We start from the raw sequence: 24,013 nt of genomic DNA on the forward strand, positions 1-24,013 counted from the left end.
ACGCAACCTACCGCCGCAGATCCCGGTCCAGATTCGGTTCCGCCCGGTCGCCATTCAGGCGGGCACGATAGACCTGGACGGCTTCCAGCACGCGCTGGACATAGTTGCGGGTCTCCGAAATCGGGATCAGCTCGATCCAGTCGACCACGTCGACGGTTCCGCTGCGCGGATCGCCATAGGTCTGCAGCCACTGGCTCACGCGGTTCGGGCCGGCATTGTAGCCGGCGATGGCCAGCACCCAGGAGCCGTTGAAGCGGTCGATCAGATCGGCCAGATAGGACGAACCAAGGGTGACATTATAGCCGGGGTCGGAAGTCAGCCGGGCTGTCGTGTGCTTCAGCCCCAGCTTTCCCGCCACCTGCTGCGCCGTCGCCGGCATCAGCTGCATCAGCCCGCGCGCGCCGACGGGAGAGACGATGGCGGGGTTAAAGGTGCTTTCCTGCCGGATGATGCCGTGGATCAGCGCCAGTTCGGGCGCCGCAGGACGCGAATCGAGCATCGGATAACCGGCTTCGACCAGGAACACCTCGTTCTGCGCGGCGTCCTTGGCTGTGGCGACGGCCAGATCGCGGCGGCCCACGTCGGTCGCCAGCCGCGCGGCCAGCACGTAATCGGCCGGCGTCCTGGCATCCAGGCTGACGCGGCGGACGAATCCGGTCACCTGATCGGCCGCGTTGCCGCCGATTTCCGCCAGCAGGCGGGCAACCCGCACCACCTCCCGCTTGTTGAAGGCGGCCGTCTCGGCACTGGAGACCGTCGGTGGCGTCGGCAGGGTGACCGCCCCGCCGGAGACATGGCGGAAGGCCAGCTGACCGTAGAAGGTGGTGGGGTAGGTCGCTGCCTTGGCGTACCAGTCGCGCGCCGGCCCGGTCTGGCCCAGGGCCTCCGCCGCGCGGCCGCACCAGTAGGCGCCGCGTGCCTTGCTGATCGGGGCGGTGACGGAACGGTACAGCTTGTGGAAATGGGTGAAGGCCTCCGACGGCTTGTCGAGGAAGCGCAACGCCAGGAAGCCGGACAGGAATTCCGCATCGGCAAAGGAACTGCCTTCGCTCATGCCGTTGGCGCTGACCAGCCGGTAGGCGAGATTGTAGTCGCCGCGCTCCATAGCCCGGCGCGCCAGCAGATGGCGTTCCGACCACCAGGATTGCGGCCGGCCCATGTCGGTGCCGGCCTGGGCGATGATCTCCAGCGCACCGGCATCATTGCCCTTGCGTCGCAGATAGCGGGCACGGTCGAACATCAGGCCGGGATCGTTCAGCAGGCTGGACGGCACGCGCGACAGGGCCGCATCCGCACCGGCGCTGTCGCCGTCCAGCGCAATGCGCGCCTCGATCAGCTTGTCGTACGCCTCGTCGAAGAAGGGCAGCATCCGGCGGACCGGCGCCTCCTGTTTGGCCCACAGCAGCCGGTCGATACGCGCCTTGTGGTCCTGCTGGCGCAGATAGGGTGTGTAGTGGGAGAGAAAGGTCGACTCCTCATCCGGAGTGAAGGTCGCTTCGGCCCAATGCTTGCGGATCAGGGTGGTTGCGCGGTCGGCATCGCCTGTCGCGATCAGCGCATCGGCATGGCGGACGAAACCGTCGTTGGTAACCGGCGGGTTCTGGCGGAACCACTCAACCACCTCGGCCGGCGGGATATCCGGCATCGCCATCTCCGCCTGACGGCGCAGAGCCGCCATGTTCGGCCAGTCCGGATTCTCGCGGATGAAGGCGGCGATGTCGCTGAAGCTCCCACCGCCGGGGTTCGCCAGCGCGATCCAGCGCAGAACCTTCGCTGGCAGCGGATCCTGGGCGCGGGATGCCGCGGCCAGCGCCTCGGCAAGCCGCTCATCATCGGCGAGCTTGAACGCCTCGCGGTAGATCGCGATGTCCTGCGAACTCAGCGCCGCGGCGGGAAGGGCGCCGGGAAGGGCCGCAAGAAGGGTGAGGAGACCCGCGAAAACAGAGGTCCGGGCGCTCTTGCCGAGGGCGGCGGGGAGGGATAATGTGCGCAACTCTTTTTTCCAGCTAAGCCGACTGAGGAGGCAGCCATGTTCCACGGTTCCATCGTCGCCCTTCTGACTCCGTTCAAGGGCGGGAAAGTGGACGAGAAGGCCTTCCAGTCCTTCGTGGAGTGGCAGGTCGCGCAGGGTACGCACGGTCTCGTGCCCTGCGGCACCACCGGCGAGTCGCCGACCCTGTCCCACGAAGAACACAACCGCGTCGTGGAGCTGTGCATCGAGGCGGCCGGCGGCAAGGTTCCGGTGATGGCCGGCAGCGGCTCCAACTCGACCGATGAGGCGATCGCCCTGACCCGCCACGCCAAGAAGGCGGGCGCTCAGGCGGCGCTCGTGGTGACGCCCTACTACAACAAGCCGTCTCAAGAGGGTCTGTACCAGCATTTCAAGGCGATCCATGACGCGGCGGATTTGCCGATCTTCATTTACAACATTCCCGGCCGCAGTGTCGTGGATATGTCTGTGGCGACGATGGCGCGGCTTGCAAAGCTGCCCAACATCGTCGGCGTGAAGGACGCCACCGCCGACCTGTCCCGCCCGTCCCGCCTGTTGCAGGAGGTCGGTCCCGACTTCATCCAGCTGTCGGGCGAGGATGCCACGGCGCTGGCCTTCAACGCGCAGGGTGGTGTGGGCTGCATCTCCGTCACCGCGAACATCGCGCCGGCGCTGTGCTCCGCCATGCAGACCGCCTGGGCGAAGGGCGACCTGAAGGAGGCGTTCCGCCTGCGCGATGTGCTGTCGCCGCTGCACGACTCGATGTTCGTCGAGACCAGCCCGGCCCCGGTGAAGTTCGCCGCCAGCCTGCTTGGCCTCGGCACCGACGAGGTGCGCCTGCCGCTGGTTCCGGCGTCCGAGACCGCCCGTGCCGCCGTGCGTGGAGCCATGACCAAAGCCGGCCTGTTGTCCTGAGCGACGCAACGGGTCGTATAGGAGAGAGATTTGGCGACGCGCGAGGAAGCAAAAAAATATGCGGCGCAGAACCGCCGCGCGCGGTTCGACTTCTTCATCGATGATGTCCTCGAAGCCGGAATCATGCTGACCGGCTCCGAGGTGAAGTCCCTGCGCGGCGGCCGCGCCAGTGTGAACGAAGCCTATGCCGGCCTGAAGGGCGGGGAGCTGTACCTGTTCAACGCGTACATCCCCGAATATCTCCAGGCGGGCCGCGTCGATCAGCACGAGCCGAAGCGTCCGCGCAAGCTGCTGGTCCGCCGCCGCGAGCTGGACAAGCTCGCGGCCGGCATCAAGCAGAAGGGCGTCACGCTGGTGCCGATGTCGGTCTATTTCAACGACCGCGGTTATGCCAAGGTCGAGATCGGCCTCGCAACCGGCAAGAAGAAGCACGACAAGCGCGAGAGCGAGAAGGAACGCAGCTGGCAGCGCGACAAGGCGCGGCTGATGCGCGACAAGGGTTAATTCGTTGGCACGTCTCGACAACCGGGCCACGGACCGCGACCAGACGGTCGCTGCCGTGGCCGCCGAAGCCCTGTCCGAAATCCGGCCGCAAGGCCGGATTCTGGTGGCTTTCGACAGCGATGGCGCCATCGCCGAAGCCCTCCGCGATGGTGGGGCCGAGGTGGTGGTGTGGAACCGGCTCGCGATTGGCGGGCAGGTGGCAACGCCTTGGCCGGCCGAAGGGCCGTTCGATGGCGCGGTTCTGCGCCTGCCACGTGGCTGGGCCGGCTTCGAGATGGCCCTGCACGCGCTGGCATCGCGCCTCGCCCCCGGTGCCCCGCTGTGGATCGCCGGTGGCAATGACGAAGGCGTGACCAGCGCGCCCAAGCATCTCGACGGGCTGGCGGAAGAGCCGGAAACGCTGATCATCAAGCGGCGTGCCCGGCTGCTGCTGACCCGCCGCACGGATGCCCCTGCCAAGGGGGCGTTGGAGGACTGGAGGCAGACCGTCACCCTGACGCTGCCGGACCGGACGCTGGATCTGGTGTCCTATCCGGGCCTGTTCGCCCATGGCCATCTGGATGCCGGTACCGAATGCCTGCTGAAGGTGCTGCCGGAGGTGGCTGCCGGCACCCGCGTGCTGGATTTCGGTTGTGGCGCCGGGGTGATCGCGCGGGCGGTGCGTGAGCGCCAGTCAAACGCACCGCTGACCCTGCTCGACATCGACGCGGTGGCCCTTCACGCAGCCCGGCAGAACGTACCGGACGCCGAACTGGTGCTGAGCGATGGCTTGGCCGGGCTGGGCACCCGCGACCGCTTCGGCCTGATCCTGTCCAACCCGCCGCTTCACCGCGGCAAGGACGAGGATTTCGGCATGCTCGATGCCCTGGTGGCGGGGACGAAACAGTATCTGAAGCTGCGCGGCACGCTGGTGGCCGTCACCCAGCGGACGGCCGGTGTGGGCAAGCTGTTCAAGACCGCCTTCGGCCATAGCGACATGCTGATGGAGACCACGCAGTTCCAGGTCTGGTCGGGGACACCGAAATAACTGACGCGGTGGGGAGACGTCGACGAACAACGACTCCCCACCTCAACTTCATACATTCACGCCCCGCATTCCCTCAGCCGTGTAGCGGTCGCCCGCCGCCACACCCGGCGGCAGCGCATCGCCCAGCGCCGTGACCTCCGCTTCCGTCAGCGTCACCGCCGCCGCACCGACATTCTCCTCCAGATACTTGATCCGCTTGGTCCCCGGGATCGGCAGAATGTCCGGCCCCTGGGCCAGCAGCCAGGCCAGCGCGACCTGTCCCGGCGTGCAGCCCTTCTGCACCGCCAGCGCCTTCACCTGCTCGACCAGCGCCAGATTTCGGTCGAAATTGTCTCCGGCAAAGCGTGGCGCGATGCGGCGGAAGTCGTTCTCGGCGAACTGGTCGGGACTGCTGACCGCGCCCGTCAGCATGCCGCGGCCTAGCGGGGCGTAGGCGACCAGCGAAATGCCCAATTCCCGGCAGGCCGGCAGCACCGCCGCCTCCATATCGCGGGTCCACAGCGAATATTCGCTTTGCACCGCGGCGATGGGGTGGACGGCATGGGCGCGGCGCAGGGTGGCGGCCGACACCTCGGACAGGCCGAGTGCCCGAACCTTTCCCGCCTTCACCAGATCAGCCATGGCGCCAACTGTCTCCTCGACCGGGATTTCCGGATTCAGGCGGTGGGCGTAGTAGAGGTCGATGGTCTCCACGCCCAGCCGTTTCAGCGAGGCGTCGCAAGCCTGCCGCACATAGGCCGGGCTGGTGTCGACCCGGCGGGCATATTCACCGGGCTGACGAACGATGCCGAACTTGGTGGCAATCGTCACCCGGTCGCGCTTGCCGGCCAGAAAGCGGGCGAGCAGCGATTCGTTGTGGCCGCTGCCGTACATGTCGGCGGTATCGTAATGGGTCACTCCCAGTTCGAACGCCTTTTCGAGCGTTGCGAGCGACTGGGAATCGTCGGTCGGGCCGTAGAACTCTGACATGCCCATGCAGCCAAGACCGATTTCGGAAACCGAGAGAATGCCGCCGATGTTGCGCTGTTTCATCGCTTTACCCCTCCCGTGCCGCGGCCGGGCGGATTACCCTGGTAGCCTGCGGCAACAATTACACTACACTGTGCAGTGTACTTAGAGGGTTGGGAATGTCAACGTCTCAGGCGGGAAGCCGGATGGGGAGTGCCGCGCGCGGCTCGGTCAAGCGGGATGCGGTGGTGGAGGCGGCGACCCGCGCCTTCCTGATCCACGGCTACGAGGCGTCGTCGATGGACGCCATCGCCGCCGACGCCAACGTGTCGAAACGCACCGTCTACAACCACTTTCCCGGCAAGCGGGAGCTGTTCCAGGCCGTGGTATCCGGCCTGTATGAGGGCTTCCGCAGTGAGGACGGCCAAAGCCTGCTGCGCCATGATCGCCCGCCGGAGCAGGCTCTTCCGGCTTTCCTGCGATCCCTGCTGGTCCATACCGGCCGGCCGGAGGTGCGCGGACTGCTGCGCCTCGTGATCGCCGAACACCAACGCTTCCCCGAACTATCGCAGGACTATCTGGAGGGCGGAAAGAGCCAAGCCTATGCGCTGCTGGACGACTATATCGCTGCACAGCATGCGCGCGGCCGGCTGAATGCCCCGGACCCGCATGTGGTGGCGACCCAACTACTCGGCGGCATGAAGGAGGTGCTGTTCTGGCCGACCATGCTCGGCCTGCCGGTCACCGCCGATCCGGAGCGGGTGATTGCCGATTCGGTCGCGGCATTGCTCCGCGCCTACGCACCTGCGCCGATCAGCGTCCCCGCAGGTCCGACGGATTGACGCCCACCGCCGCCCGGATGCGGCGGGCGAAGTGGGAGCGGTTGGCATAGCCGCAGGCCTCCGCCGCCTCCTGCACACTCAACCCTTCACCTTCCAGCAGGGCGCGGGCATGGGCCACCCGCTCCTCCGTCAGGATGCTGCGGACGGAGCAGCCCTCCTCGGTCAGGCGACGGCGCAGCGTGCCGGTGCTGAGGTTGAGCGCACCGGCCACGCGTTCGGCTGTCCAGGGGATATCGGGCTGGGTGCGTAGAAGCTGACGCACCGCGTCGGCGCCACCGGACCCAGCCACCAGACGCCATCCTCCAGCAGGGCCAGCAGCACCTCCATGCAGCGGTGCTCCGCCAGCTTGGTCGGCAGCGACGGATCGGCGGTCAGGCCGGCGGCGGCGTGGTGGATGGCGTCGGTCAGCGCCGCAGTCAGGGTGACATGCCAGTCGCCCGGCCGGGTGCGCTGGATCAGCCCTTCGGTCCCATGGGCGCGCAGAAGCCGTCGCACCATCTCCGCCGGGAACTCCAGCACCAGCGCTCGGTACCGGCCACCTGTGCTGGGGTCGTTCACCACCGCGCCGCACCAGCCCGGCGGCAGCAGCATGGCGCTGCCGGCCTGGAAGCGGCGGGTGGTGCCGGATTGGTCGGTCAGTTCCTTGGTGCCTTCCAGAACTGCGATCAATGCCGTGCGCTCGATCCGCACTTCCGCCATCCGCTCGCGGTCATGGGCGACGAAGGCCCACAACTCCGGCCGATGCGGACGCTTGCCGCCCGTGGGGCGCAGGTCACGGGCGGCGAAGCGGGACAGGCGGGAGAGCAGATCTGGACCCATGCCCCTCATCCTAGGACCGGGCGCGGCAGGTGATCAACGGCCATAGTGTGCCGTCAAGGTTGCTTTGCCCAGGCTGGCGGCGTTCAGGTTGAAGCCGACCATGGCCGCCGAGGCATCGGGCGGCAGGGGAAGGCTGTCCACCTTCAGTGCATGGACGGTGACGACATAGCGGTGCGGCTTGTCGCCCTGTGGCGGGCAGGGACCGCCATAGCCGGGGGTACCGAAATCGGTGCGGCTCTGCACGGCGCCAGTCGGCAGGATGGGTTTCGCCGCATCGCCGGCTCCGGCGGGCAGGCTGCGGCTGTCGGCCGGCAGATTGAACACCACCCAATGCCACCAACCGCTGCCGGTCGGCGCGTCGGGGTCGTAGATCGTGACGGCGAGGCTTCGCGTCCCGGCCGGCGGCGCCGACCAGTTCAGGGCCGGCGACTGGTTGTCACCGCTGCAGCCGAAGCCGGCGAAGACATTGCGCGCGGGGATCGGCGATTTTTCGCTGAAGTCGGGACTGTGCAGCTCGAACGCCGCAGCGGGGGAGGCGGTCAGCAGCAGGGCTGCCAGCAAGGCCGGGCGGAAGGGGGATTGGGAGGTCATCCGGGCGTCTCCATCGATTGGGATGCCCTGACGGTAAAGGGCCGCAGATCGCTCCGCGGCCCCGAACGGTTCAAAGATGGCTCCGAACTGCTCAGCGTTGCGTGAGCAGCCTGGCCGCGTCCACCGCGCCATAGGTCAGGATGGCGTCGCAGCCGGCGCGCTTGAAGCCCATCAGCGTTTCAAGCAGCGCCTTGTCGTAGTTCAGCCAGCCGTTGGCCGCGGCGGCACGCAGCATCGCGTATTCGCCCGAGACATGATAGGCGAAGGTCGGCACCGCGAACTGGTCCTTCACCCGGCGGATGACGTCGAGATAGGGCAGGCCCGGCTTCACCATCACCATGTCGGCACCCTCCTGCAGGTCGCAGGCGACCTCGCGCAGCGCCTCGTCGGTGTTGGCAGGGTCCATCTGGTAGGTGGTCTTGTCGCCCTTCAGGAAGCCGCCGGAGTTCACTGCATCACGGAAAGGGCCGTAGAAGGCCGAGGCGTATTTGGCGGCATAGGAACAGACACGGGTCAACTGGTAGCCCTCGGCATCCAGCTTGTCGCGGATCGCGCCGATACGGCCGTCCATCATGTCGGACGGGGCGACGATGTCGACACCGGCCTCCGCCTGTGACAGCGCCTGCCGGATCAGCACCTCGACGGTCTCGTCGTTCTGGATGTAGCCGTCGCGCAGCAGACCGTCGTGCCCATGCGTGGTGTAGGGGTCGAGCGCCACGTCGCCCAGGATGCCGACGTCGGGAGCGGCCGCCTTCACCGCGCGGATGGCGCGGTTCATCAGGTTGTCGGGGTTGTAGGCTTCCGCCGCATTCTCGGACTTGCCTTCGGAACCGACCACCGGGAACAGCGCGATGCAGGGAATGCCGAGCGAGCCGGCCTCCGTCACCGCTTCGCACAGCAGGTCGATGGTCATACGTTCCACGCCGGGCATGGAGGCGACCGGTTCCCGGCGATTCTTGCCCTCGATCACGAAGACCGGCCAGATCAGGTCGTCGACGGTCAGCGTGTGCTCGGCGACCAGACGGCGGGTCCAGGCGTCGGCGCGGTTGCGGCGCAGACGGGTGCGCGGGAAGGCGGCGGGCAGGGTGATCGGCATCGGGAGAGACCATGCACTTAGAACGAGTGGGGCGATCCTACGCCCTCCCGGACGGTGAACTCAAGCCGCGGCGGCCGATCCGGACCTTTGGGACCGGGCCGGCTGCCTTGCGCGGGTCTCATGCCCCACGGCGGGCCTCTCCACTTGCATGGCGGGCAACGGAGTCCCATCGGGCTGCCAGCGGATCGGAGCTGGCGGGGTCGCCGCCGACAGGCCGGAAGCCACTGTCCTGCGCCTGAAGGGTCCAGCGGCTGCCCTCCTTGCGATAGCTGGATACCAGCCCGCCGGTGAAGGACGCCCCCTCCCACGACCGTACCTCGAACGTCACGATGGGATGGGCGACGGTAATGAGGTTGTATGCGTTGGCCTCGTTCCGCAGGCGGGTGGAGGTGGCGGTGGAGGCCTGAGCGACCAGAATGGATCGCGCCACCTGGGTGTGGAAACTCATGATGTCGCCGGAATAGGCTTTGTGCAGATGACCGGCCAGCAGCAGATCGACACCGCAGCTTTCCAGCGCCGGCAGGGCCAGCTTGTGGCGGCCCACCAATTGGGTCTTGGGCAGGTCGGGCGGCGGCAGGAAGGGATGGTGGGTGAACAGCACCTTGAACACCGTGTCCGGCATGCCGCAGAAGACCTCGCGCACCCGTGCGATCTGCCGCTTGTTCATCCTCCCTTCGGAAAAATCCATGATGACGGGGCGGGCGGTGTTGATGCCCAGCACCGCGACCTCGTCATCGATGTGCAGCGGACTGAAATCGCTGGTGATGTAACGCCGGTAATGGCCGAACGGATCGGTGAAGCGCTTGAACACGTTATAAACCGGTATATCGTGATTTCCCGGTACAGCCATGTAAGGAAAGGGTAATTTGCGCAGGAAGGCACGTGCCTCCTCGAAGTGCCGTGCCTTGGCCCTCTGCACGAAGTCACCGGAGATGACGATCAGATCGGGGGCCTGCGCCGTCAGGTCGGCCAGCAGGCCGTCGACCACGCGCTGATCGATCCGCCCGAAATGCAGGTCGGAAATGTGAGCGAGCCGTTTCACGCCATCTTCATCCCTTCTATCAGCCGGGTGCCAGAACCTTCAGTGCCCCTGGAAGGATCCGGTAGTGAAGCGGGGCGTGCAGCTTCCGGATCTCGCCATCATTGACCATCTTCAGGTGATGTCGGCGGCTGTGAACCGTCAGGCTGGTCACCGCATAGGTCTCCAACCCCTCGTCCTGCTTCCAGGAACCGGCGACCAGCCGTCCCATCAACCGCAACATCGCGAAGGCGTTCCGTTCGCGGGCCACATATACGCCGAGTTTTCCGGCATCGAGCGCCTCCCGCGTCAGGACGAGGCCGAAGCCGTCGTCATAGACGTTGTTGGAAACCACCAGGATCGGCGTGCGCATCCGTCGCGGTCCCTCGCCCCAGTCCAGACGCACATCCAGCATCGGCAGCCGGTACAGCGTCTTGGCCAGGGCTACGGCGGCGCCCGGCCATTTCAGCAGCCGGTGCTGCTTGCGCTGGCGTTCGCGTTCCTGAACCACCTGCGGGTAAAAACCCAGGACCGAGCTGTTGGTGTAGGGCTCCCCATTCACTTCGGCGATGTCGATGGCGCGGACCCGTCCGGCGGCCAGTGCCTCCGCAGCCTGCTCAAGCTCAAGTGGAATATGAAGATCGCGAGCTAGCAGATTAAGAGTGCCTAGAGGAATCACGCCCAACGTCTTGGACGACGGCAGTGCCAGCTTCACGGCGCTGTGCAGCGTGCCATCGCCGCCGCCGACCACGACCGTCTCGGCATCGGAGTCCAGCACCCGCCGGATTGTTTCGGTGCATTGCGCGCCGTCGACGCTGTGCAGTTCCACCGTGGCGCCATGCCGCTCGAACGCCGCGCGGATTGCCGCCTCCGCCCGGTCGATGGGACGGTCGACCAGCGATCCCGCCTGCCGGTTCAGGATGATTCCGATCTTCATGGGGCACGCGGCAGGATGTTGAGCGGCATCGGCATGTCATCTTCCCTGAGCAGTCGATGGGGGCTCGCCTTCAGATGAGAGCGTGAGCGCAACGGTCCAAGAGGGGCGATGTTCCTGATCGGCCGGTCCGGGCCTCAAGGACAGAACATCCGGATCCGTATGGTTGATTTGACAGTGACACAGGCTCCCGTATCATCGCTGCGGCCAGTCCCGCCTCCCCAATGCACGGCGGGGATGGCGAGGCCAGCCCGCCACCGCCCGATTCGCAACGATAATAGAGAAAATACAATACGATGAGCGACGCTGCTGAGATTCTGTTTGAACGTCGGGGCGCCATCGGCCTCGTCACGCTCAACCGACCCAAGGCGCTGAATGCGCTGACGCTGGGCATGATCAGGCTGTTCAACCCGCAACTGCGGGCCTGGAACGCCGATCCCGAGGTGAAGGCGGTCGTGATTCGGGGTGCCGGTGAAAAGGCCTTCTGCGCCGGCGGCGACGTGGTCAGCCTGTATGAGGCCGGCAAGGCGGCGAAGGAAGGGCGTGGTGATACCGGACCGGTCCGTGCCTTCTTCAGCGAAGAATATGTGCTGAACCGGATGATCAAGCGCCTGTCCAAGCCCTATGTCGCCTTGATTGACGGCATCTCCATGGGGGGCGGCGTCGGCCTGTCGGTGCATGGTACCCATCGTGTCGTCACGGAACGCACGCTGTTCGCCATGCCGGAGACCGGCATCGGCCTCTATCCCGATGTCGGCGGAACCTATTTCCTGCCGCGTCTGCCTGGTCAGGTCGGCATCTGGCTGGGGTTGACCGGTGACCGGCTGAAGGCGGCCGACCTGCTGGCCATCGCTGCCGCCGACGCCTTCGTGCCGAGTGCGAAGATCGACACGCTTATCGAGGATCTGGCCGCCGGCGTGCCGGCCGACGAGGCGATCGCGGCCCACCGCGGCGAGGCCGGGGAGGCGGCGGTCGGCGCGATTCGCGCTGCGGTCGACCGGTGCTATGCCTTCGACAGCGTCGAGGCCATCATCAAGGCGCTGGAGGCCGAGGGGACGGATTGGGCGGCCGGCCAGCTCGCGACCCTGCGTCGGGTATCGCCGACCAGCCTCAAGGTCACGCTTGCCGCACTGCGTCGCGGGGCCAAGCTGGATTTCGAGGGTTGCATGGTGCAGGAACTGCGTCTCAGCCTCGCCTGCCTGGCCGGCGACGATTTCTACGAGGGCATCCGCGCTGTTCTGGTCGACAAAGACAAGAACCCGAAATGGAAGCCGGCGGAGCTTGCCGATGTCGGCCCGTCCGATGTCGAGCGGCATTTTGCCGAACCGGCCGGCGGCGATCTGGTGTTCCGCGACTGAGGACGGCAGGGTGACGGGGCATGGTCGTGCAATCGCCGGGCGACCATGCCTTTTTGTATATGACCAGATGCCGGACGGCAGAAATGCTTTCGCTTGGGGCTCTCGGCGAAGGGGACCTGTACAGACGGGTTGTGCCTGACTTTTTCCGGAATTATTAGGATGATTGCCGACGAATGATCGGTTAATCTCGATTTAAGGTCCCGGTATCGTCCTTGCGCGGGGAACGGCCGGTTAGAGCCAAAGGAGACCGCGGTGCGCAAACCCTATTACGAGAGCATTCTGTTGATCGAGCGGCTTCACCGCCACTTTCTTGAAGTGCTCAAGACTGAGTTGGACCGGCTTGGCATCCAGGACATCAACAACGTCCAGAGCCTGATCCTGTACAACATCGGCGAAGACGAGATGACGGTCGGCGAACTGACCGCGCGCGGTTATTATCTGGGCTCCAACGTCTCCTACAACGTCAAGAAGATGGTCGAGAACGGCTATCTCGGTCAGGAACGCTCTCCGCACGACCGGCGTTCGGTCCGTGTCCGACTGTCGGAAAAGGGGCTGGACCTGCGTGAGAAGATCAGCGTGATGTTCGAACGTCATCTGGCCGCCCTGGAAAAGGCCGGCTTCAGCGACGAGGAACTGACCAAGGCCAACGAGACCCTGCGCAAGCTGGAACGCTTCTGGTCGGCCTCGCTCGACTACAGCGGTTTTCCGATGACCTCAGCGGCCTGATCCGCCGGTTTTGCGACGGCCCCCCGCGGTTCCGGCTCCCGCGGGTGGTATCGGGTTCAAGCTTCCCTTGTTGATCCTCTTTTCAGGCAGGGAAGCCTGACCGAATGAGCCGGCACCCTCGACTATAATCCAAACCGTTCTGTGCCTGACGTGAACCCATTCACGTCATTGCGTGTTGTCGTGGATTGTCCTTAGCGCGGCACGGGTACCGTGTCGACGGGATCACGGCTACAGGCGGCGCATGTCTTATACCGTCATGATGGTGGGGCTAGGGTTCCTGATCCTGTTGGTGGCATGGCTGCCGATGGTGCTGAGGGAGTTGCCGCTTTCCCTGCCGATCATTTGTGTCGGCCTTGGCTTTGCGGTGTTCGGGTCGCTGGAACTGGAAAGCCCCGAACCGTTGGCCTTCCCGGAGGCAACCGAGCGGCTGACCGAACTGATCGTCATCATCTCCCTGATGGGAGCAGGGTTGAAGCTGGACCGCCGCATCGGCTGGCGCCGCTGGATCATCACATGGCGGTTGCTGGGCATCACCATGCCGCTGTCGATTCTGATGATCGCGCTGATCGGCTGGTACTGGCTCGATTTTCCGTTGGCTGCGTCGATCCTGCTGGGGGCGGCGCTGGCGCCGACCGATCCGGTCCTTGCCTCCGACATTCAGGTCGGCCCGCCGAAATCGGGGGAAGAGGACGAAATCCGTTTCAGTCTGACTTCCGAGGCAGGTCTGAATGACGGGCTGGCCTTCCCCTTCGTCCACCTCGCAGTCGGTGTCGCGCTGCTGAATGGAAACCCGCCCTGGGACCTGCTGGGACACTGGGCCTTGCTGGACGTGGTGTGGAAGCTGGTGGCCGGTGTCGGGGTAGGCTGGCTGGTGGGGCGGTTCCTCGCCTATGTCACCTTCCGCGTTCCGAACCGGGCCAACCTGTCGCGGACCGGCGACGGCTTCGTGTCCCTCGGCATCACGATGATTGCTTATGGCCTGACCGAGCTTGCTGACGGTTATGGATTCGTTGCCGTTTTTGTCGCGGCACTGGCTTTGCGCGATGCGGAGCGCAACAGCGAGTATCACGAACGCCTGCATGATTTCGTCGAGCAGACCGAGCGGCTGCTGATGATGGTCATGCTGGTGCTGTTCGGCGGGACGCTGGCGCACGGCTTGATCGACGCCCTGTCCTGGAGTGCGGTTGGCGCGGCGGCGGTCATCCTGCTTCTGGTGCGGCCGGTGGCCGGCTTGGTCGGGCTTACCGGCGTGGCGATGCCGCTTGGCGAGAAGCTCGCCATCGGCTTCTTCGGCATCCGCGGAATGGGCAGCATCTATTACATCGCCTATGCGTTGAACGCCGCCGAGTTCGACGTGCCGAACGCGCTTTGGGCGGTCACCGGCTTGATCGTGCTTCTCTCGATTCTCGTTCACGGCACCACGGTAACGCCGATCATGCAGCGGATCGACAGGCGGCGGCAGGCGGCGGGCCTGCCGTCCGACCCCTCCATACACCAGCGAATGGAAAAAGCGGGCGTTTCGGCCGACCCTTGATGAAAATTGTTTGCGAGGCTGAAATTCAGCTTTTCGCACAAGGTGATGCGCCTGCATAGTGGATGGGAAGGGACGGCGCGGATGGCCTGACGGTTTCGGATGAAACCAAAAAATCAGGTCCGGACGACCGTCCGGGATCCTCCGGACGAACCGATCCGGACGGTAGCCCGCAACATGCGCAACGCAACGCTGAGGGGGAGGAATTCACGCATGATCGCACGTCTTCTGACTGGTGCCGCCCTGGCTGCCCTGACGGTCGGTGTCCTGTCTGCCGGCCCTGCCGCGGCCCAGCAGGGCAAGCTGTCCGGCGACATGGTCAAGATCGGTGTGCTGAATGACCGTTCGGGCCTCTATGCCGATCTCGGTGGCGAGGGTTCGGTCATCGCCGCCCGCATGGCGGCGGAGGAATTCGGCAACAAGATCCTGGGCAAGCCAATCGAGATCATCTCCGCCGACCACCAGAACAAGCCCGATATTGGCGCCAACCTCGCCCGACAGTGGATCGACCAGGATGGCGTCGACGTGATCGTCGACGTGCCGAATTCCGGCGTTGCGCTGGCCGTGCAGGAGGTGACGAAGGAGAAGAAGAAGATCTTCCTGATGGAAGGTCCGGCGACCTCGCGCCTGACCGGCGATGCCTGCTCCCCCACCGGCTTCCACTGGCCCTACGATACCCATGCGCTTGCCGTCGGGACGGGGCAGGCGATGGTGAAGGAGGGCGGCGACAGCTGGTTCTTCATCACGGCAGACTATGCCTTCGGCCACCAACTGGAGGCCGATACCTCGGTCGAGGTGAAGAAGGCCGGCGGCAAGGTGGTCGGTTCAGTGAAGGCCCCGCTGAACACCGCTGACTTCTCCTCCTTCCTGCTGCAGGCCCAGGCATCGGGCGCCAAGATCGTCGGCCTTGCGAATGCCGGCGGCGACACCATCACTTCGATCAAGCAGGCCTCTGAATTCGGCCTGACGCAGACTGGGCAGCAGAAGCTCGCCGGCCTGCTGATCTTCCTGTCGGACGTGCATGCGCTGGGTCTTCAGGTCGCCCAGGATCTGGTGCTGACCACCGGATTCTATTGGGACCGCGATGATGAATCGCGCGCCTGGTCCAAGAAGTTCTTCGACCGCTACGGCAAGATGCCGACGATGGTGCAGGCCGGCAGCTATTCCGCCGTCCGTCATTATCTGAAGGCGATCGAGGCCGCAGGGACCGATGACGGGCCGACCGTCGCCGCCAAGATGAAGGAAATGCCAGTCAACGACATGTTCGCCAAGAACGGCACGATCCTGCCGAACGGCCGCATGGTCCACGACATGTATCTGGCCCGCGTGAAGAAGCCGTCGGAATCCAAGGGTCCCTGGGACTATTACCAGATCCTGCGGACCATCCCTGGCAAGGAAGCCTTTGCCAGCTTCGAGGAAAGCGGCTGCAAGCTGCCGAAGTGATGAAGCGGTACAAGCCGTGACGTGACGGAGCGGCATCTCCGGCCAAGGGCTTGCCTTGAACGGGCGCCATGGCCGGGATGCCGTTGGGGAGAGTGACTCTCATGATGGGAACGATTTTCGGCATTCCGCCCCAGGCGCTGTTCGGCCAGCTCCTGCTGGGGTTGATCAACGGATCGTTTTACGCGCTGCTCAGCCTTGGGCTGGCGGTGATCTTCGGCATGTTGAACGTCATCAACTTCGCCCATGGCGCGCTTTACATGATGGGTGCCTTCGTGGCGTGGCTGATGTTGAACCTGCTCGGCATCGGTTACTGGTGGGCGTTGCTGCTGGCGCCGATGGTCGTCGGTCTGTTCGGGGTATTGCTGGAAAAGACGCTGCTGTCGCGGCTGTACAAGCTCGACCATCTCTATGGCCTGCTGCTGACCTTCGGCTTGGCGCTGATCGTCGAGGGGGCGTTCCGGCACCAGTATGGTGTCTCCGGGCAGCCCTATCCCATCCCCGATGCGCTGAAGGGCGGCCAGAATCTGGGCTTTATGTTCCTGCCCAATTACCGCGGCTGGGTGGTGGTGGCTTCGCTGATCGTCTGCGTCAGCACCTGGATCGCCATCGAGAAGACGAAGCTGGGCGCGTACCTGCGGGCGGCGACGGAGAACCCGGTTCTGGTGCAGGCCTTCGGCATCAACGTGCCGCGGATGATCACCCTGACCTATGCCTTCGGCGTGGCGTTGGCCGGGCTGGCCGGCGTGCTGGCCGCACCCATCTATCAGGTGTCGCCGCTGATGGGATCGAACCTGATCATCGTGGTGTTCGCGGTGGTGGTGATCGGCGGAATGGGGTCGATCCTCGGTGCGGTGCTGACCGGTTATGGGCTCGGCCTGTTGGAAGGGCTGACCAAGGTGTTCTACCCGGAGGCCTCCAACATCGTGGTCTTCGTCATCATGGCGGTGGTGCTGATGATCAAGCCCGCCGGCCTGTTCGGACGGGAGAGGTAAGCGCATGAGCCTTCATTCGCAGAGCGGGTCGGCCGCAACCAGACTTGGCGCGGTCGTGGTGCTGGCGGTCCTGCTGGTCGTGCCTTTCCTGCTCTATCCCGTCTTTCTGATGAAGGTGCTGTGCTTCGCACTGTTCGCCTGCGCCTTCAATCTGCTGATCGGCTTCGGCGGCCTGCTCAGCTTCGGCCACGCCGCCTTCTTCGGCAGCGCCGCCTATGTCACCGCCCATACGGTGAAGGTGTGGGGGCTGCCGCCGGAGCTTGGGATTCTGCTGGGCACCGCGGCCTCGGCCTTTCTCGGGATTCTGTTCGGCAGCATCGCCATCCGCAGGCAGGGCATCTATTTTGCAATGATCACGCTGGCGCTGAGCCAGATGGTCTTCTTCCTGGCGCTGCAACTGCCTTTCACCCATGGCGAGGACGGCATCCAGGCTGTGCCACGCGGCGTGCTGTTCGGCGTCTTCGACCTGAACGATCCGTTGGCGATGTATTACACGGTGCTGGCCGTTTTCCTGATCGGCTTCGCCATCATCTGGCGGACGGTCCATTCACCCTTCGGGCAGGTGCTGAAGGCGATCCGCGAGAATGAGCCGCGCGCCATATCGCTCGGGTACCGCACCGACCGTTATAAGCTGGTGGCCTTCGTTCTGTCCGCGTCTTTGGCCGGGCTGGCCGGCGGCACCAAGGCGATCGTCTTCCAACTGGCCACGCTGACCGACGTGACGTGGCAGATGTCGGGCGAGGTGGTGCTGATGACGCTGCTGGGCGGCATGGGAACGCTGACAGGGCCGGTGATCGGTGCCGCCCTTGTGGTGACACTGGAGAATTATCTGGCGGCGACCAGCCTGCCGGTGCCGGTTGTGATCGGCTGCATCTTCGTTGCCTGCGTTCTGGTCTTCCGTCGCGGCATCGCCGGCGAGATCCTGGTGCGTCTGGGTAAGAAAAGCCAGAATGGCTAAGATCCTGTTTAAAAAGGGTCGGATACGCCAGGAAATATTTCGCACAGAAGACAATACGATTTCAAATCGCCGTATAACCCGAAAGAAGGGGTGCGGCGTTATTATTTTGCGTCCTGGAACGTTCTGCTTACCGGGTGTTATAGGACTGAACTCGTTCGGCGGTGCAGCAAAATGACCGACGCGAGCTTTGGGAAGAAGCGTCCTCCCGGACGAACGTATTCGAGGAGCATCCCCGCATGGCTATGGACAAGGACACCACGACCGGTGTGCGCGAGACCGCCAACCTGGCGAAGGGCACGGTCGAGGAAATGACGCGCGCCAGCGAGGCCACCACCCGCCGCGCCGCCGATGCCGTCCGCTCGATCGGCGAGACGACGGTGGAGACCAGTGCCCAGGCGGTGGACGCTGGTTTGGATGCCGGACGGAAGGTGATGGACGCCGCCGATGTCGCCGGCCCCAGGACGGAACAGTTCCAGCGCCTTATGGGCCTCTCCAAGGAGGCTCAGGGTGAGGTCGCCAGCCAGACCCGCGAGACCATGGATGTCATGGTCCAGTGTGGCAGCGTTCTGGCCGATGGCCTGCAAAATGCCTGGCGCGAATGGATGGGGCTGGCGCAGGACGTCGCCTCGCGCAACGCGGAGGGTATGAATGCCCTTATGCGCAGCCGGAGCGTTCCCGACTTCTACGCCACGCAGAGCCGCATGCTGAAGGACAACATGCAGCTTGTCCTCAGCCGGAGCGTCAAAATCTCCGAGTTGTCGGCGAGCACGGCCAACACCGCCATCGCTAAGCTGAACGCCCGCCTCGAGGGCGCCGCGCAGCAGACGGAGCGTCGGTTCTGACCACCGCGCAACCGATGACGACCCGTCATCGATAACGAACGGTCTCCATCCTGACTGAACCCCGGTCCGCAAGGACCGGGGATTTTTCCATGTCCAATGGCGGTCGTCATCCCGCCTCGGGAGACAGCCAGTTCACCGCCGTTCCACCGCCAGTGGAGGGCAGGGCGTCATGCAGGGCTGGCAGCATTTTCTTCAACGTCTCGTCCAGCTTCCAGGGCGGGTTGACGATCAACAGGCCGGAGCCGTTCAGCCGCAGATGGGTATCTTCGGGATGCCAAGTCAGTTCGGCGATCAACACTTTCGGAATCCCGGTCTTCTCCACCGCATCCTGGAAGCGCCAGACCGCGGCACGCTCCTTGATCGGGTACCAGAGCGCGAAAATCCCGGTGGACCAGCGCCGGTGCGCCAGCGCCAGCCCCTCCGCCATGCGGGCGAACTCGTCCGGTTGCTCGAAAGGCGGATCGATCAGCACCAGCCCGCGCTTCTCCCTGGGCGGAAGATGGGCCTTCAACGCCGTATAGGCATCCGATTGGTGGACGGCTACGGCGCGATCGCCCGCGAACTCGTCCTTCAGGCTGCGTGCGTCATCCGGGTGCAGTTCGACCAGCACCATGCGATCCTGTGGGCGCAACGCCGCCCGGGTGATGCGGGGCGAGCCCGGGTACCAGCGCAGTGCATCGTCGGAGTTCAACGCCTGGACGGCGTCCATATATGGCGCGAGCGCCGGGTGCGGCAGCGGATGGCCGAACAGTCGGCCGATGCCTTCGTCGCTCTCCGCAGTCTTGCGGGCTGCCTCGGAAGTCAGGTCGTAGCGGCCGATCCCGGCATGGGTATCGAGCACGCAGAATGGTGCCGGCTTGGCGCGCAGATGATCCAGGATCAGCGCCAGCACGGCATGCTTCATAACGTCGGCCGGGTTGCCGGCGTGGAAGATGTGACGATAGTTCATGCGTCGGGGTTTACCCGATCATGCAACGCTGCGCCAGCGCGGTCGAATGTCAGTCCACTCAGTTGATGGCCGCGACCTGCTGAGCGTTGCGGAAGCTGCGACGGGTGCGCGGGGCGACGCTGACAGGATCGCTGTCCTCGCAGCGGGAAGAAGCCAGCAGCTTCGCACTCTGTGTGTCGAGTTCCGACAGGCTCTGCCAGATCTTGCAGACATAGGCCTGGGCGCGTCGGCCGGAGCTGCCGTTGTAGCGGGTCAGCGCGGTCTTCCAGTTGCCTTCCTCACCGTGGAAGCGGACGAGGAGCTGGCCAGCATAAAATACGTTGTCGCGCGGTTCGACGATCTTTTCCAGCGGCTGGAACTCACCCCGGTGGGTGGCGACCGACAGCTGCATGCAGCCGACGTAGGTGTTGCTGCGAAGCTGGCCGCGATGGTCGCGCAGATGGCGGGCGGCGTCGCTGACGTTGCGTGCGTAATAGGGTCGACCCGCAACGCTCATCGCGAAGGGGTGAGGTGCGCCGTCCTGGCCGCTTTCCACCAGGGCGATGGCCACCAGCATGCCGGACGGAATGCCGAGCTTCTGTTCGGCTTCCACCGCGTGGGTGACGCAGCTTTCCTTGGAAGGTGCCTGGGTCGCGGTTTGTGCATGGGCGGTGCCGGACACGGTCAGAGCGACCATGGAAGCCGTCAGCAGTCCCGCAGCCAGTGCGAAGCGTCCACACCCTGTGGCGCCTACGCGCTGATTTCGTCCCCGCATCCCAAACCTCCTTCTGCTGTCGCCCCGTGTTCTACGGCGGCTGTTTGACCCCCCGCGCGGGGCCGTTGTTCCGGTCACCGAGTCGCTTACGGCGACCGCCTCCTACCCAGATGTTCAGCGCCTCCCAATCGGGCGCCGGGGCCACACTTCCAAAAATTTGATCCATCGTCAACCCGCTTGCACCCTGGTAATACCACAGCTTTCGTCCGTTGGATGTCACCCAGCCCCCTGGGACGGACGGTTTAGGCCCTTCGTTTGGGGGATAAGCCATTGAATCGCCACATTTGCTGGCGATAACGATTGGGCTAGCCAAACCGTCCTGACTGTCCTTTCGGACAGGGGTCGAAAAAGGGGCTACTGCGACCGCGTGTCGCCGGAATCACACTTCGGAAGGATTTTCGCTACCCCCTTGCGCGCCGCAGCATGTTGGGGCAGTAAACTCCGCCGCTTTGTTTTCCCGGGACTCGGATACCGGGTTCCTGGCGGTGCCGCAGCGTCGCCCGGGACGGCCCGATGGCGGACGGAGACGGGTTATCCGGGCCGGCGGCATTCCCCTGGCCGAAGCCCGACACCAGAGGAAATTCATCCGTGTCCGCGGATCCCTGCGTTGGCCAAGAGCCGGAAATCTACAATCTCGATCAAATGTTCCGGGTTGGATACGATCGGCTCTATGCCGGAGACCATGCCGGGGCAGGGCGTGCATTCGCCATCGCCGTCACTGTCGATCCCGGCAATGGAGAGGCTTGGTCCGCATTGGCCGAAGCGGACGGTGGCAGCGGGGCGGTGGTGCATTCGGCAGCCTGCTATCGGTGGGCTGTTGCTCTGGAACCGGGCAACTGGGCATGGCGGCTGATGCTGGCCGATGCCCTGCGGCAGTGCGGCGAAATCGATGCTGCACATGCGCTTTTTCAGGCTCTGGCGACGGAGCGGAGCGATTCGGCCGATGCGCGACTCGGGCTTGCCCGCAGCCTGTCCGCACTCGGCCGTGCTGAGGATGCGCTGGAGGAGTACCGGGAGGCGGTGGCCCTGCGCCCCAACGACCGTGACGCCGTCCTGGCCTTGGCCGAAGCGCTGACCGTCTCCGGCGATGCGTTGGCGGCGGTCGAACTGCTCCAGCCGCTCGCCCGCCGGTATGAAGACGATGCCACCGTTCACCATGCGCTGGGCCGTAGCTGGCTTGCCCTGCGCGAACCGGTGAAGGCCCTTGCCGCCCTCCGGCAGGCCCGGGATCTTGCAGACGGTGACGAGGCGGCGGCTATAGAAAGGCTGATCGCCGCCCTGGAAGCCGGGGAGGGTACCGACCTGTCCGCCGCCTATGTCCGCGCTCTCTTCGACCGTTATGCCGACCGCTTCGATCAGGATTTGGTCGGCAAGCTCGGCTATGCGGCACCGGATCTGCTGCGCTCGGCGATCGACCGGGTCATGCCGGGCGCCACGGGCCTGCGGATCCTCGATCTCGGCTGCGGCACCGGGCTGGCGGGGGTGACCTTCAAGCCACTGGCGGCACATCTGGCCGGTGTCGATCTGTCTCCGCGGATGGTCGAGAAGGCGCGCCAGCGGACACTCTATAATGAATTGAGCGTTGGCGACGTGGTGGAGGCGATGGAGCGGACACCCGCTGGCTGGGATCTGCTGGTGGCGGCGGATGTCCTTGTCTATATCGGCGATCTGGTTCCCGTCTTCGCGGCGGCGGCCCGCGCCCTGCCACCCGGCGGCCGGTTCGCCGCTACCGTGGAGCGCCTGTCTGACGAAACGGTGACGGATGCTTTCATCCTTGGCGCCACCCGGCGCTATGCCCATGCCGAGAGATATGTCCGGGAGAGTGCCGATGCTGCCGGCTTCGCCATACGGCTGATGGAGCCCTGCACGCCGCGCCGGGAAAAGGGTATGCCGGTTCCCGGCCTGCTGTTCGTGGTTGAACGGGCGGCACCCTAGGCCCAGGTGCTGCGGGCCTGGGCGACAAACCGTCAGATCGCCTGGGCGTAGCGGCCGTTGTCCCCCGGCAGGCACCAGCGCACATGCAACTGCCCCTTGGCGTCGAAGCTGCATGTGACCCAGCCGGGGCCATGCAGCAGGCGCCGGCCATTTTCCGCGAAGGGTGGCATTTCGAACCGGTGGGCGGGCAGGGGGTGATCGGGGCGGATGGCCAGCGGCTCCACCAGACGGGAGCGCCAGCCGCCTGGCCGTTCCGCGGCGGTGAAGTTTGGGGTGTAGAGCTGCCACATCTCCAACCCGCCGCCGCGCAGCACTCCCCGTGCTCCCGCACCGCCGACTAGGCCGCGCGAGGCGATGGTAATGCGGCAGCCGCTGCGCCGGGAGAAATCGCCCAGTGTCCGCACCATCCGCTCCCAGTCGGCATGGCGTCCGGGCGACGACCAATGGTCGCCCAGCCTGCTGCGCAGCCGGGCCGGGAGCATACCCCCCAACCGGTCGAGCAGGGCGGCGGCAGGGGTCAACAGCGGCCCGCCGCTGACCAGGATCAGATGTCGGCATCCGGCGAAGCGGTCGAGCCAGTCCGGCAACATGCCCCAGTCCCGTTCGGACAGCAGACGCCGGCTGTTGCGGTCGCTCCAGAGATCGAGAGCGAGAAGGCCGGCCTCTCCCAGGACGAAGCCTTGGGCCAACGTTCCGCAAGCCGATCCCCACAGGCAGTCCGGCGGACTGTCGGCCACTGATCCGGTCTGGAACAGTTGGACTTGGCGCCGCGTCGCCACAAGCAGCGGACGCAGGCTGCGTGAGGCGGCGTCGCCTTCCTCCCGATTGCCCCAGGCAGTGGCGAGCAACCGGCCGAGATCGGCACCATCCCACATCATCACCGATGGGATGGTGGCCAACGCCGACGCCGCGGCGGCACCGCTCCAGGCTCGCAGCAGACGCTCGAAGCCGGCCGCCATCAGTTCCTCCGCCACGCCGGGCAGGGCGGGACCGAGCCGCCGGGAGGCATCGGAAAGCAGGGCGTGTGCCTGGGGGGAGACCGACATCACGGCATCGCCGTCGATCTGCCCGCCCGCCTGGATTAGCAGGTGATAGCGGTCGGAGGCATGTCGGCCGAGCAGGTCCTGCCAGAGCGTCGTCGGGGCCTCGCCGTCCGAGGCATCGCCGCCACTCATTCCGCTTCCGTAAAGAATGGCGAACCGCGGATATGATTGGCGGCCCGGAACGACAATGCTCCAGCGTGGACCGCCGGGGAAGCCGTAGGTGACGTCAGTGTCGCGCATGCCGCGGGGAACGGCGAAGTCAAAGCGCCAGACATGACGGCGGCGCCAGACCGTCAGATGACGTGGCGGGACGGGCAGGGTGACGCCATCCACCCGAAGATCGTCGGGTTCGACCTCCCCATCCAGAACGAACAGCGCCGACAGCCACCAGCGGTCGCGCTGTTCACCACGGAAGTAAAGGACAGGGCCGAGCAGGATGCTCGGCTCCGCTCGTCTGGGTGCCATGCTTCATCCGTCCGAACCGGCCCCTCCCCCAAAGATGGGCCTAGCGCATGCAATAGCGCAATGTGCTTCCGGACGGAGAAAAAATAACGCGATCCGAAGCGGACCGTCAGGTGTTCCGCTTGCGCAACAGCTCCAGCATTCGGGATGGCACCGCTTCGGTCAGGACAGGGTCGTACAGGCGATGAAGCTCCTCGACATGCTGGCGGTGCTGGGCGAGCAGCGCCTTCGCGTCGGGATCGCTCTCGACCACGCTTTCGAATTCAGCGCGCTCCCGCTCGTCCAGGGCGCCGTCCAGATAGGCGTTGATATCGGTCATCGTCACACGCTTCATCT

At 65.3% G+C, this 24,013-nt stretch carries 24 protein-coding genes; 12 read left to right on the top strand and 12 right to left on the bottom strand.

Annotated features, from left to right (window positions below):
• Positions 1-7: 7 nt before the first annotated feature.
• Positions 8-1,993, bottom strand: a complete 1,986-nt coding sequence (locus E6C72_RS10160) for a lytic transglycosylase domain-containing protein (protein ID WP_169055149.1) — start codon at positions 1,991-1,993, stop codon at positions 8-10.
• Between the two features lie 36 nt (positions 1,994-2,029).
• Between E6C72_RS10160 and dapA the strand changes: the two genes are divergently transcribed.
• From dapA to E6C72_RS10175, 3 genes are read left to right on the top strand one after another with little or no spacing between them, the layout of a single operon-like run.
• Positions 2,030-2,905 carry a 4-hydroxy-tetrahydrodipicolinate synthase gene (gene dapA / locus E6C72_RS10165; RefSeq protein WP_109443666.1) on the top strand — a complete coding sequence of 292 codons (876 nt, stop codon included), beginning with the start codon at positions 2,030-2,032 and terminating at the stop codon, positions 2,903-2,905.
• A 30-nt stretch (positions 2,906-2,935) separates the two neighbouring features.
• On the top strand, positions 2,936-3,409 hold the full coding sequence (gene smpB, locus E6C72_RS10170) for an SsrA-binding protein SmpB (RefSeq protein ID WP_109443665.1): 474 nt from the start codon (positions 2,936-2,938) through the stop codon (positions 3,407-3,409).
• 4 nt (positions 3,410-3,413) lie between these two features.
• Complete coding sequence (locus E6C72_RS10175; RefSeq protein WP_109443664.1) at positions 3,414-4,436, top strand: methyltransferase; 1,023 nt, start codon at positions 3,414-3,416, stop codon at positions 4,434-4,436.
• Between the two features lie 48 nt (positions 4,437-4,484).
• Here the strand turns inward: E6C72_RS10175 and E6C72_RS10180 are convergent, their stop codons facing one another.
• Positions 4,485-5,468 carry an aldo/keto reductase gene (locus E6C72_RS10180; RefSeq protein WP_109443663.1) on the bottom strand — a complete coding sequence of 328 codons (984 nt, stop codon included), beginning with the start codon at positions 5,466-5,468 and terminating at the stop codon, positions 4,485-4,487.
• A 95-nt stretch (positions 5,469-5,563) separates the two neighbouring features.
• On the opposite strand from E6C72_RS10180, the gene E6C72_RS10185 reads away from it, so the two are divergent.
• Complete coding sequence (locus E6C72_RS10185) at positions 5,564-6,226, top strand: TetR/AcrR family transcriptional regulator (RefSeq protein ID WP_109443662.1); 663 nt, start codon at positions 5,564-5,566, stop codon at positions 6,224-6,226.
• On the opposite strand, the gene E6C72_RS32220 is transcribed toward E6C72_RS10185, so the two are convergent.
• From E6C72_RS32220 to E6C72_RS10210, 6 genes are all read right to left on the bottom strand, one after another.
• Complete coding sequence (locus tag E6C72_RS32220; protein ID WP_247876012.1) at positions 6,198-6,437, bottom strand: helix-turn-helix transcriptional regulator; 240 nt, start codon at positions 6,435-6,437, stop codon at positions 6,198-6,200. The two genes, E6C72_RS10185 and E6C72_RS32220, sit on opposite strands and share 29 nt — an antisense overlap.
• Positions 6,389-7,045, bottom strand: a complete 657-nt coding sequence (locus E6C72_RS10190; RefSeq protein WP_247876011.1) for a hypothetical protein — start codon at positions 7,043-7,045, stop codon at positions 6,389-6,391. Before E6C72_RS10190 ends, E6C72_RS32220 begins: the two co-directional genes overlap by 49 nt.
• 33 nt (positions 7,046-7,078) lie before the next feature.
• Complete coding sequence (locus tag E6C72_RS10195) at positions 7,079-7,636, bottom strand: YbhB/YbcL family Raf kinase inhibitor-like protein (protein WP_109443661.1); 558 nt, start codon at positions 7,634-7,636, stop codon at positions 7,079-7,081.
• A 91-nt stretch (positions 7,637-7,727) separates the two neighbouring features.
• Positions 7,728-8,732 (bottom strand): porphobilinogen synthase, encoded by a 1,005-nt coding sequence (gene hemB, locus E6C72_RS10200; protein ID WP_109443660.1) that lies wholly within the window; start codon positions 8,730-8,732, stop codon positions 7,728-7,730.
• Between the two features lie 118 nt (positions 8,733-8,850).
• Positions 8,851-9,774: a metallophosphoesterase gene (locus tag E6C72_RS10205; protein WP_109443659.1), complete on the bottom strand. Its 924-nt coding sequence runs from the start codon at positions 9,772-9,774 to the stop codon at positions 8,851-8,853.
• 19 nt (positions 9,775-9,793) lie between these two features.
• A complete protein-coding gene (locus E6C72_RS10210) occupies positions 9,794-10,687 on the bottom strand; it encodes a diacylglycerol kinase family protein (RefSeq protein ID WP_109443658.1) in 894 nt (297 codons plus the stop codon).
• A gap of 293 nt (positions 10,688-10,980) precedes the next feature.
• Here E6C72_RS10210 and E6C72_RS10215 point away from each other — a divergent pair, with 293 nt between their 5' ends.
• From E6C72_RS10215 to E6C72_RS10245, 7 genes are all read left to right on the top strand, one after another.
• The gene (locus tag E6C72_RS10215; protein ID WP_109443657.1) at positions 10,981-12,042 is read left to right on the top strand and encodes an enoyl-CoA hydratase/isomerase family protein; all 1,062 of its coding nucleotides are present in this window, start codon (positions 10,981-10,983) and stop codon (positions 12,040-12,042) included.
• 252 nt (positions 12,043-12,294) lie between these two features.
• Entirely contained in the window at positions 12,295-12,768 is a 474-nt protein-coding gene (locus E6C72_RS10220) for a MarR family winged helix-turn-helix transcriptional regulator (protein WP_012974024.1), read from the top strand.
• Positions 12,769-13,009: 241 nt separating this feature from the next.
• Positions 13,010-14,302: a sodium:proton antiporter gene (locus E6C72_RS10225; protein WP_109443656.1), complete on the top strand. Its 1,293-nt coding sequence runs from the start codon at positions 13,010-13,012 to the stop codon at positions 14,300-14,302.
• A gap of 210 nt (positions 14,303-14,512) precedes the next feature.
• A complete protein-coding gene (locus E6C72_RS10230; RefSeq protein WP_109443655.1) occupies positions 14,513-15,742 on the top strand; it encodes an ABC transporter substrate-binding protein in 1,230 nt (409 codons plus the stop codon).
• A gap of 104 nt (positions 15,743-15,846) precedes the next feature.
• A complete protein-coding gene (locus E6C72_RS10235) occupies positions 15,847-16,734 on the top strand; it encodes a branched-chain amino acid ABC transporter permease (RefSeq protein ID WP_109443716.1) in 888 nt (295 codons plus the stop codon).
• A gap of 4 nt (positions 16,735-16,738) precedes the next feature.
• On the top strand, positions 16,739-17,692 hold the full coding sequence (locus tag E6C72_RS10240; RefSeq protein ID WP_109443654.1) for a branched-chain amino acid ABC transporter permease: 954 nt from the start codon (positions 16,739-16,741) through the stop codon (positions 17,690-17,692).
• A gap of 236 nt (positions 17,693-17,928) precedes the next feature.
• Complete coding sequence (locus tag E6C72_RS10245; RefSeq protein WP_109443653.1) at positions 17,929-18,534, top strand: phasin family protein; 606 nt, start codon at positions 17,929-17,931, stop codon at positions 18,532-18,534.
• A gap of 106 nt (positions 18,535-18,640) precedes the next feature.
• Here E6C72_RS10245 and E6C72_RS10250 read toward each other — a convergent pair whose 3' ends face one another.
• Together E6C72_RS10250 and E6C72_RS10255 are read right to left on the bottom strand one after the other, a co-directional pair.
• Complete coding sequence (locus E6C72_RS10250; protein ID WP_109443652.1) at positions 18,641-19,483, bottom strand: 23S rRNA (adenine(2030)-N(6))-methyltransferase RlmJ; 843 nt, start codon at positions 19,481-19,483, stop codon at positions 18,641-18,643.
• A 58-nt stretch (positions 19,484-19,541) separates the two neighbouring features.
• Entirely contained in the window at positions 19,542-20,159 is a 618-nt protein-coding gene (locus E6C72_RS10255; RefSeq protein WP_247876010.1) for a transglycosylase SLT domain-containing protein, read from the bottom strand.
• 720 nt (positions 20,160-20,879) lie between these two features.
• On the opposite strand from E6C72_RS10255, the gene E6C72_RS10260 reads away from it, so the two are divergent.
• Positions 20,880-22,172 carry a tetratricopeptide repeat protein gene (locus E6C72_RS10260; RefSeq protein ID WP_247882045.1) on the top strand — a complete coding sequence of 431 codons (1,293 nt, stop codon included), beginning with the start codon at positions 20,880-20,882 and terminating at the stop codon, positions 22,170-22,172.
• A 32-nt stretch (positions 22,173-22,204) separates the two neighbouring features.
• On the opposite strand, the gene E6C72_RS10265 is transcribed toward E6C72_RS10260, so the two are convergent.
• A complete protein-coding gene (locus E6C72_RS10265; protein WP_109443649.1) occupies positions 22,205-23,680 on the bottom strand; it encodes a hypothetical protein in 1,476 nt (491 codons plus the stop codon).
• Positions 23,681-23,786: 106 nt separating this feature from the next.
• Entirely contained in the window at positions 23,787-24,011 is a 225-nt protein-coding gene (locus tag E6C72_RS10270) for an anti-sigma factor (RefSeq protein WP_109443648.1), read from the bottom strand.
• Positions 24,012-24,013 lie beyond the last annotated feature (2 nt).

Origin of the sequence: Azospirillum sp. TSH100, assembly GCF_004923295.1 — a bacterium.
GTDB lineage: Bacteria > Pseudomonadota > Alphaproteobacteria > Azospirillales > Azospirillaceae > Azospirillum.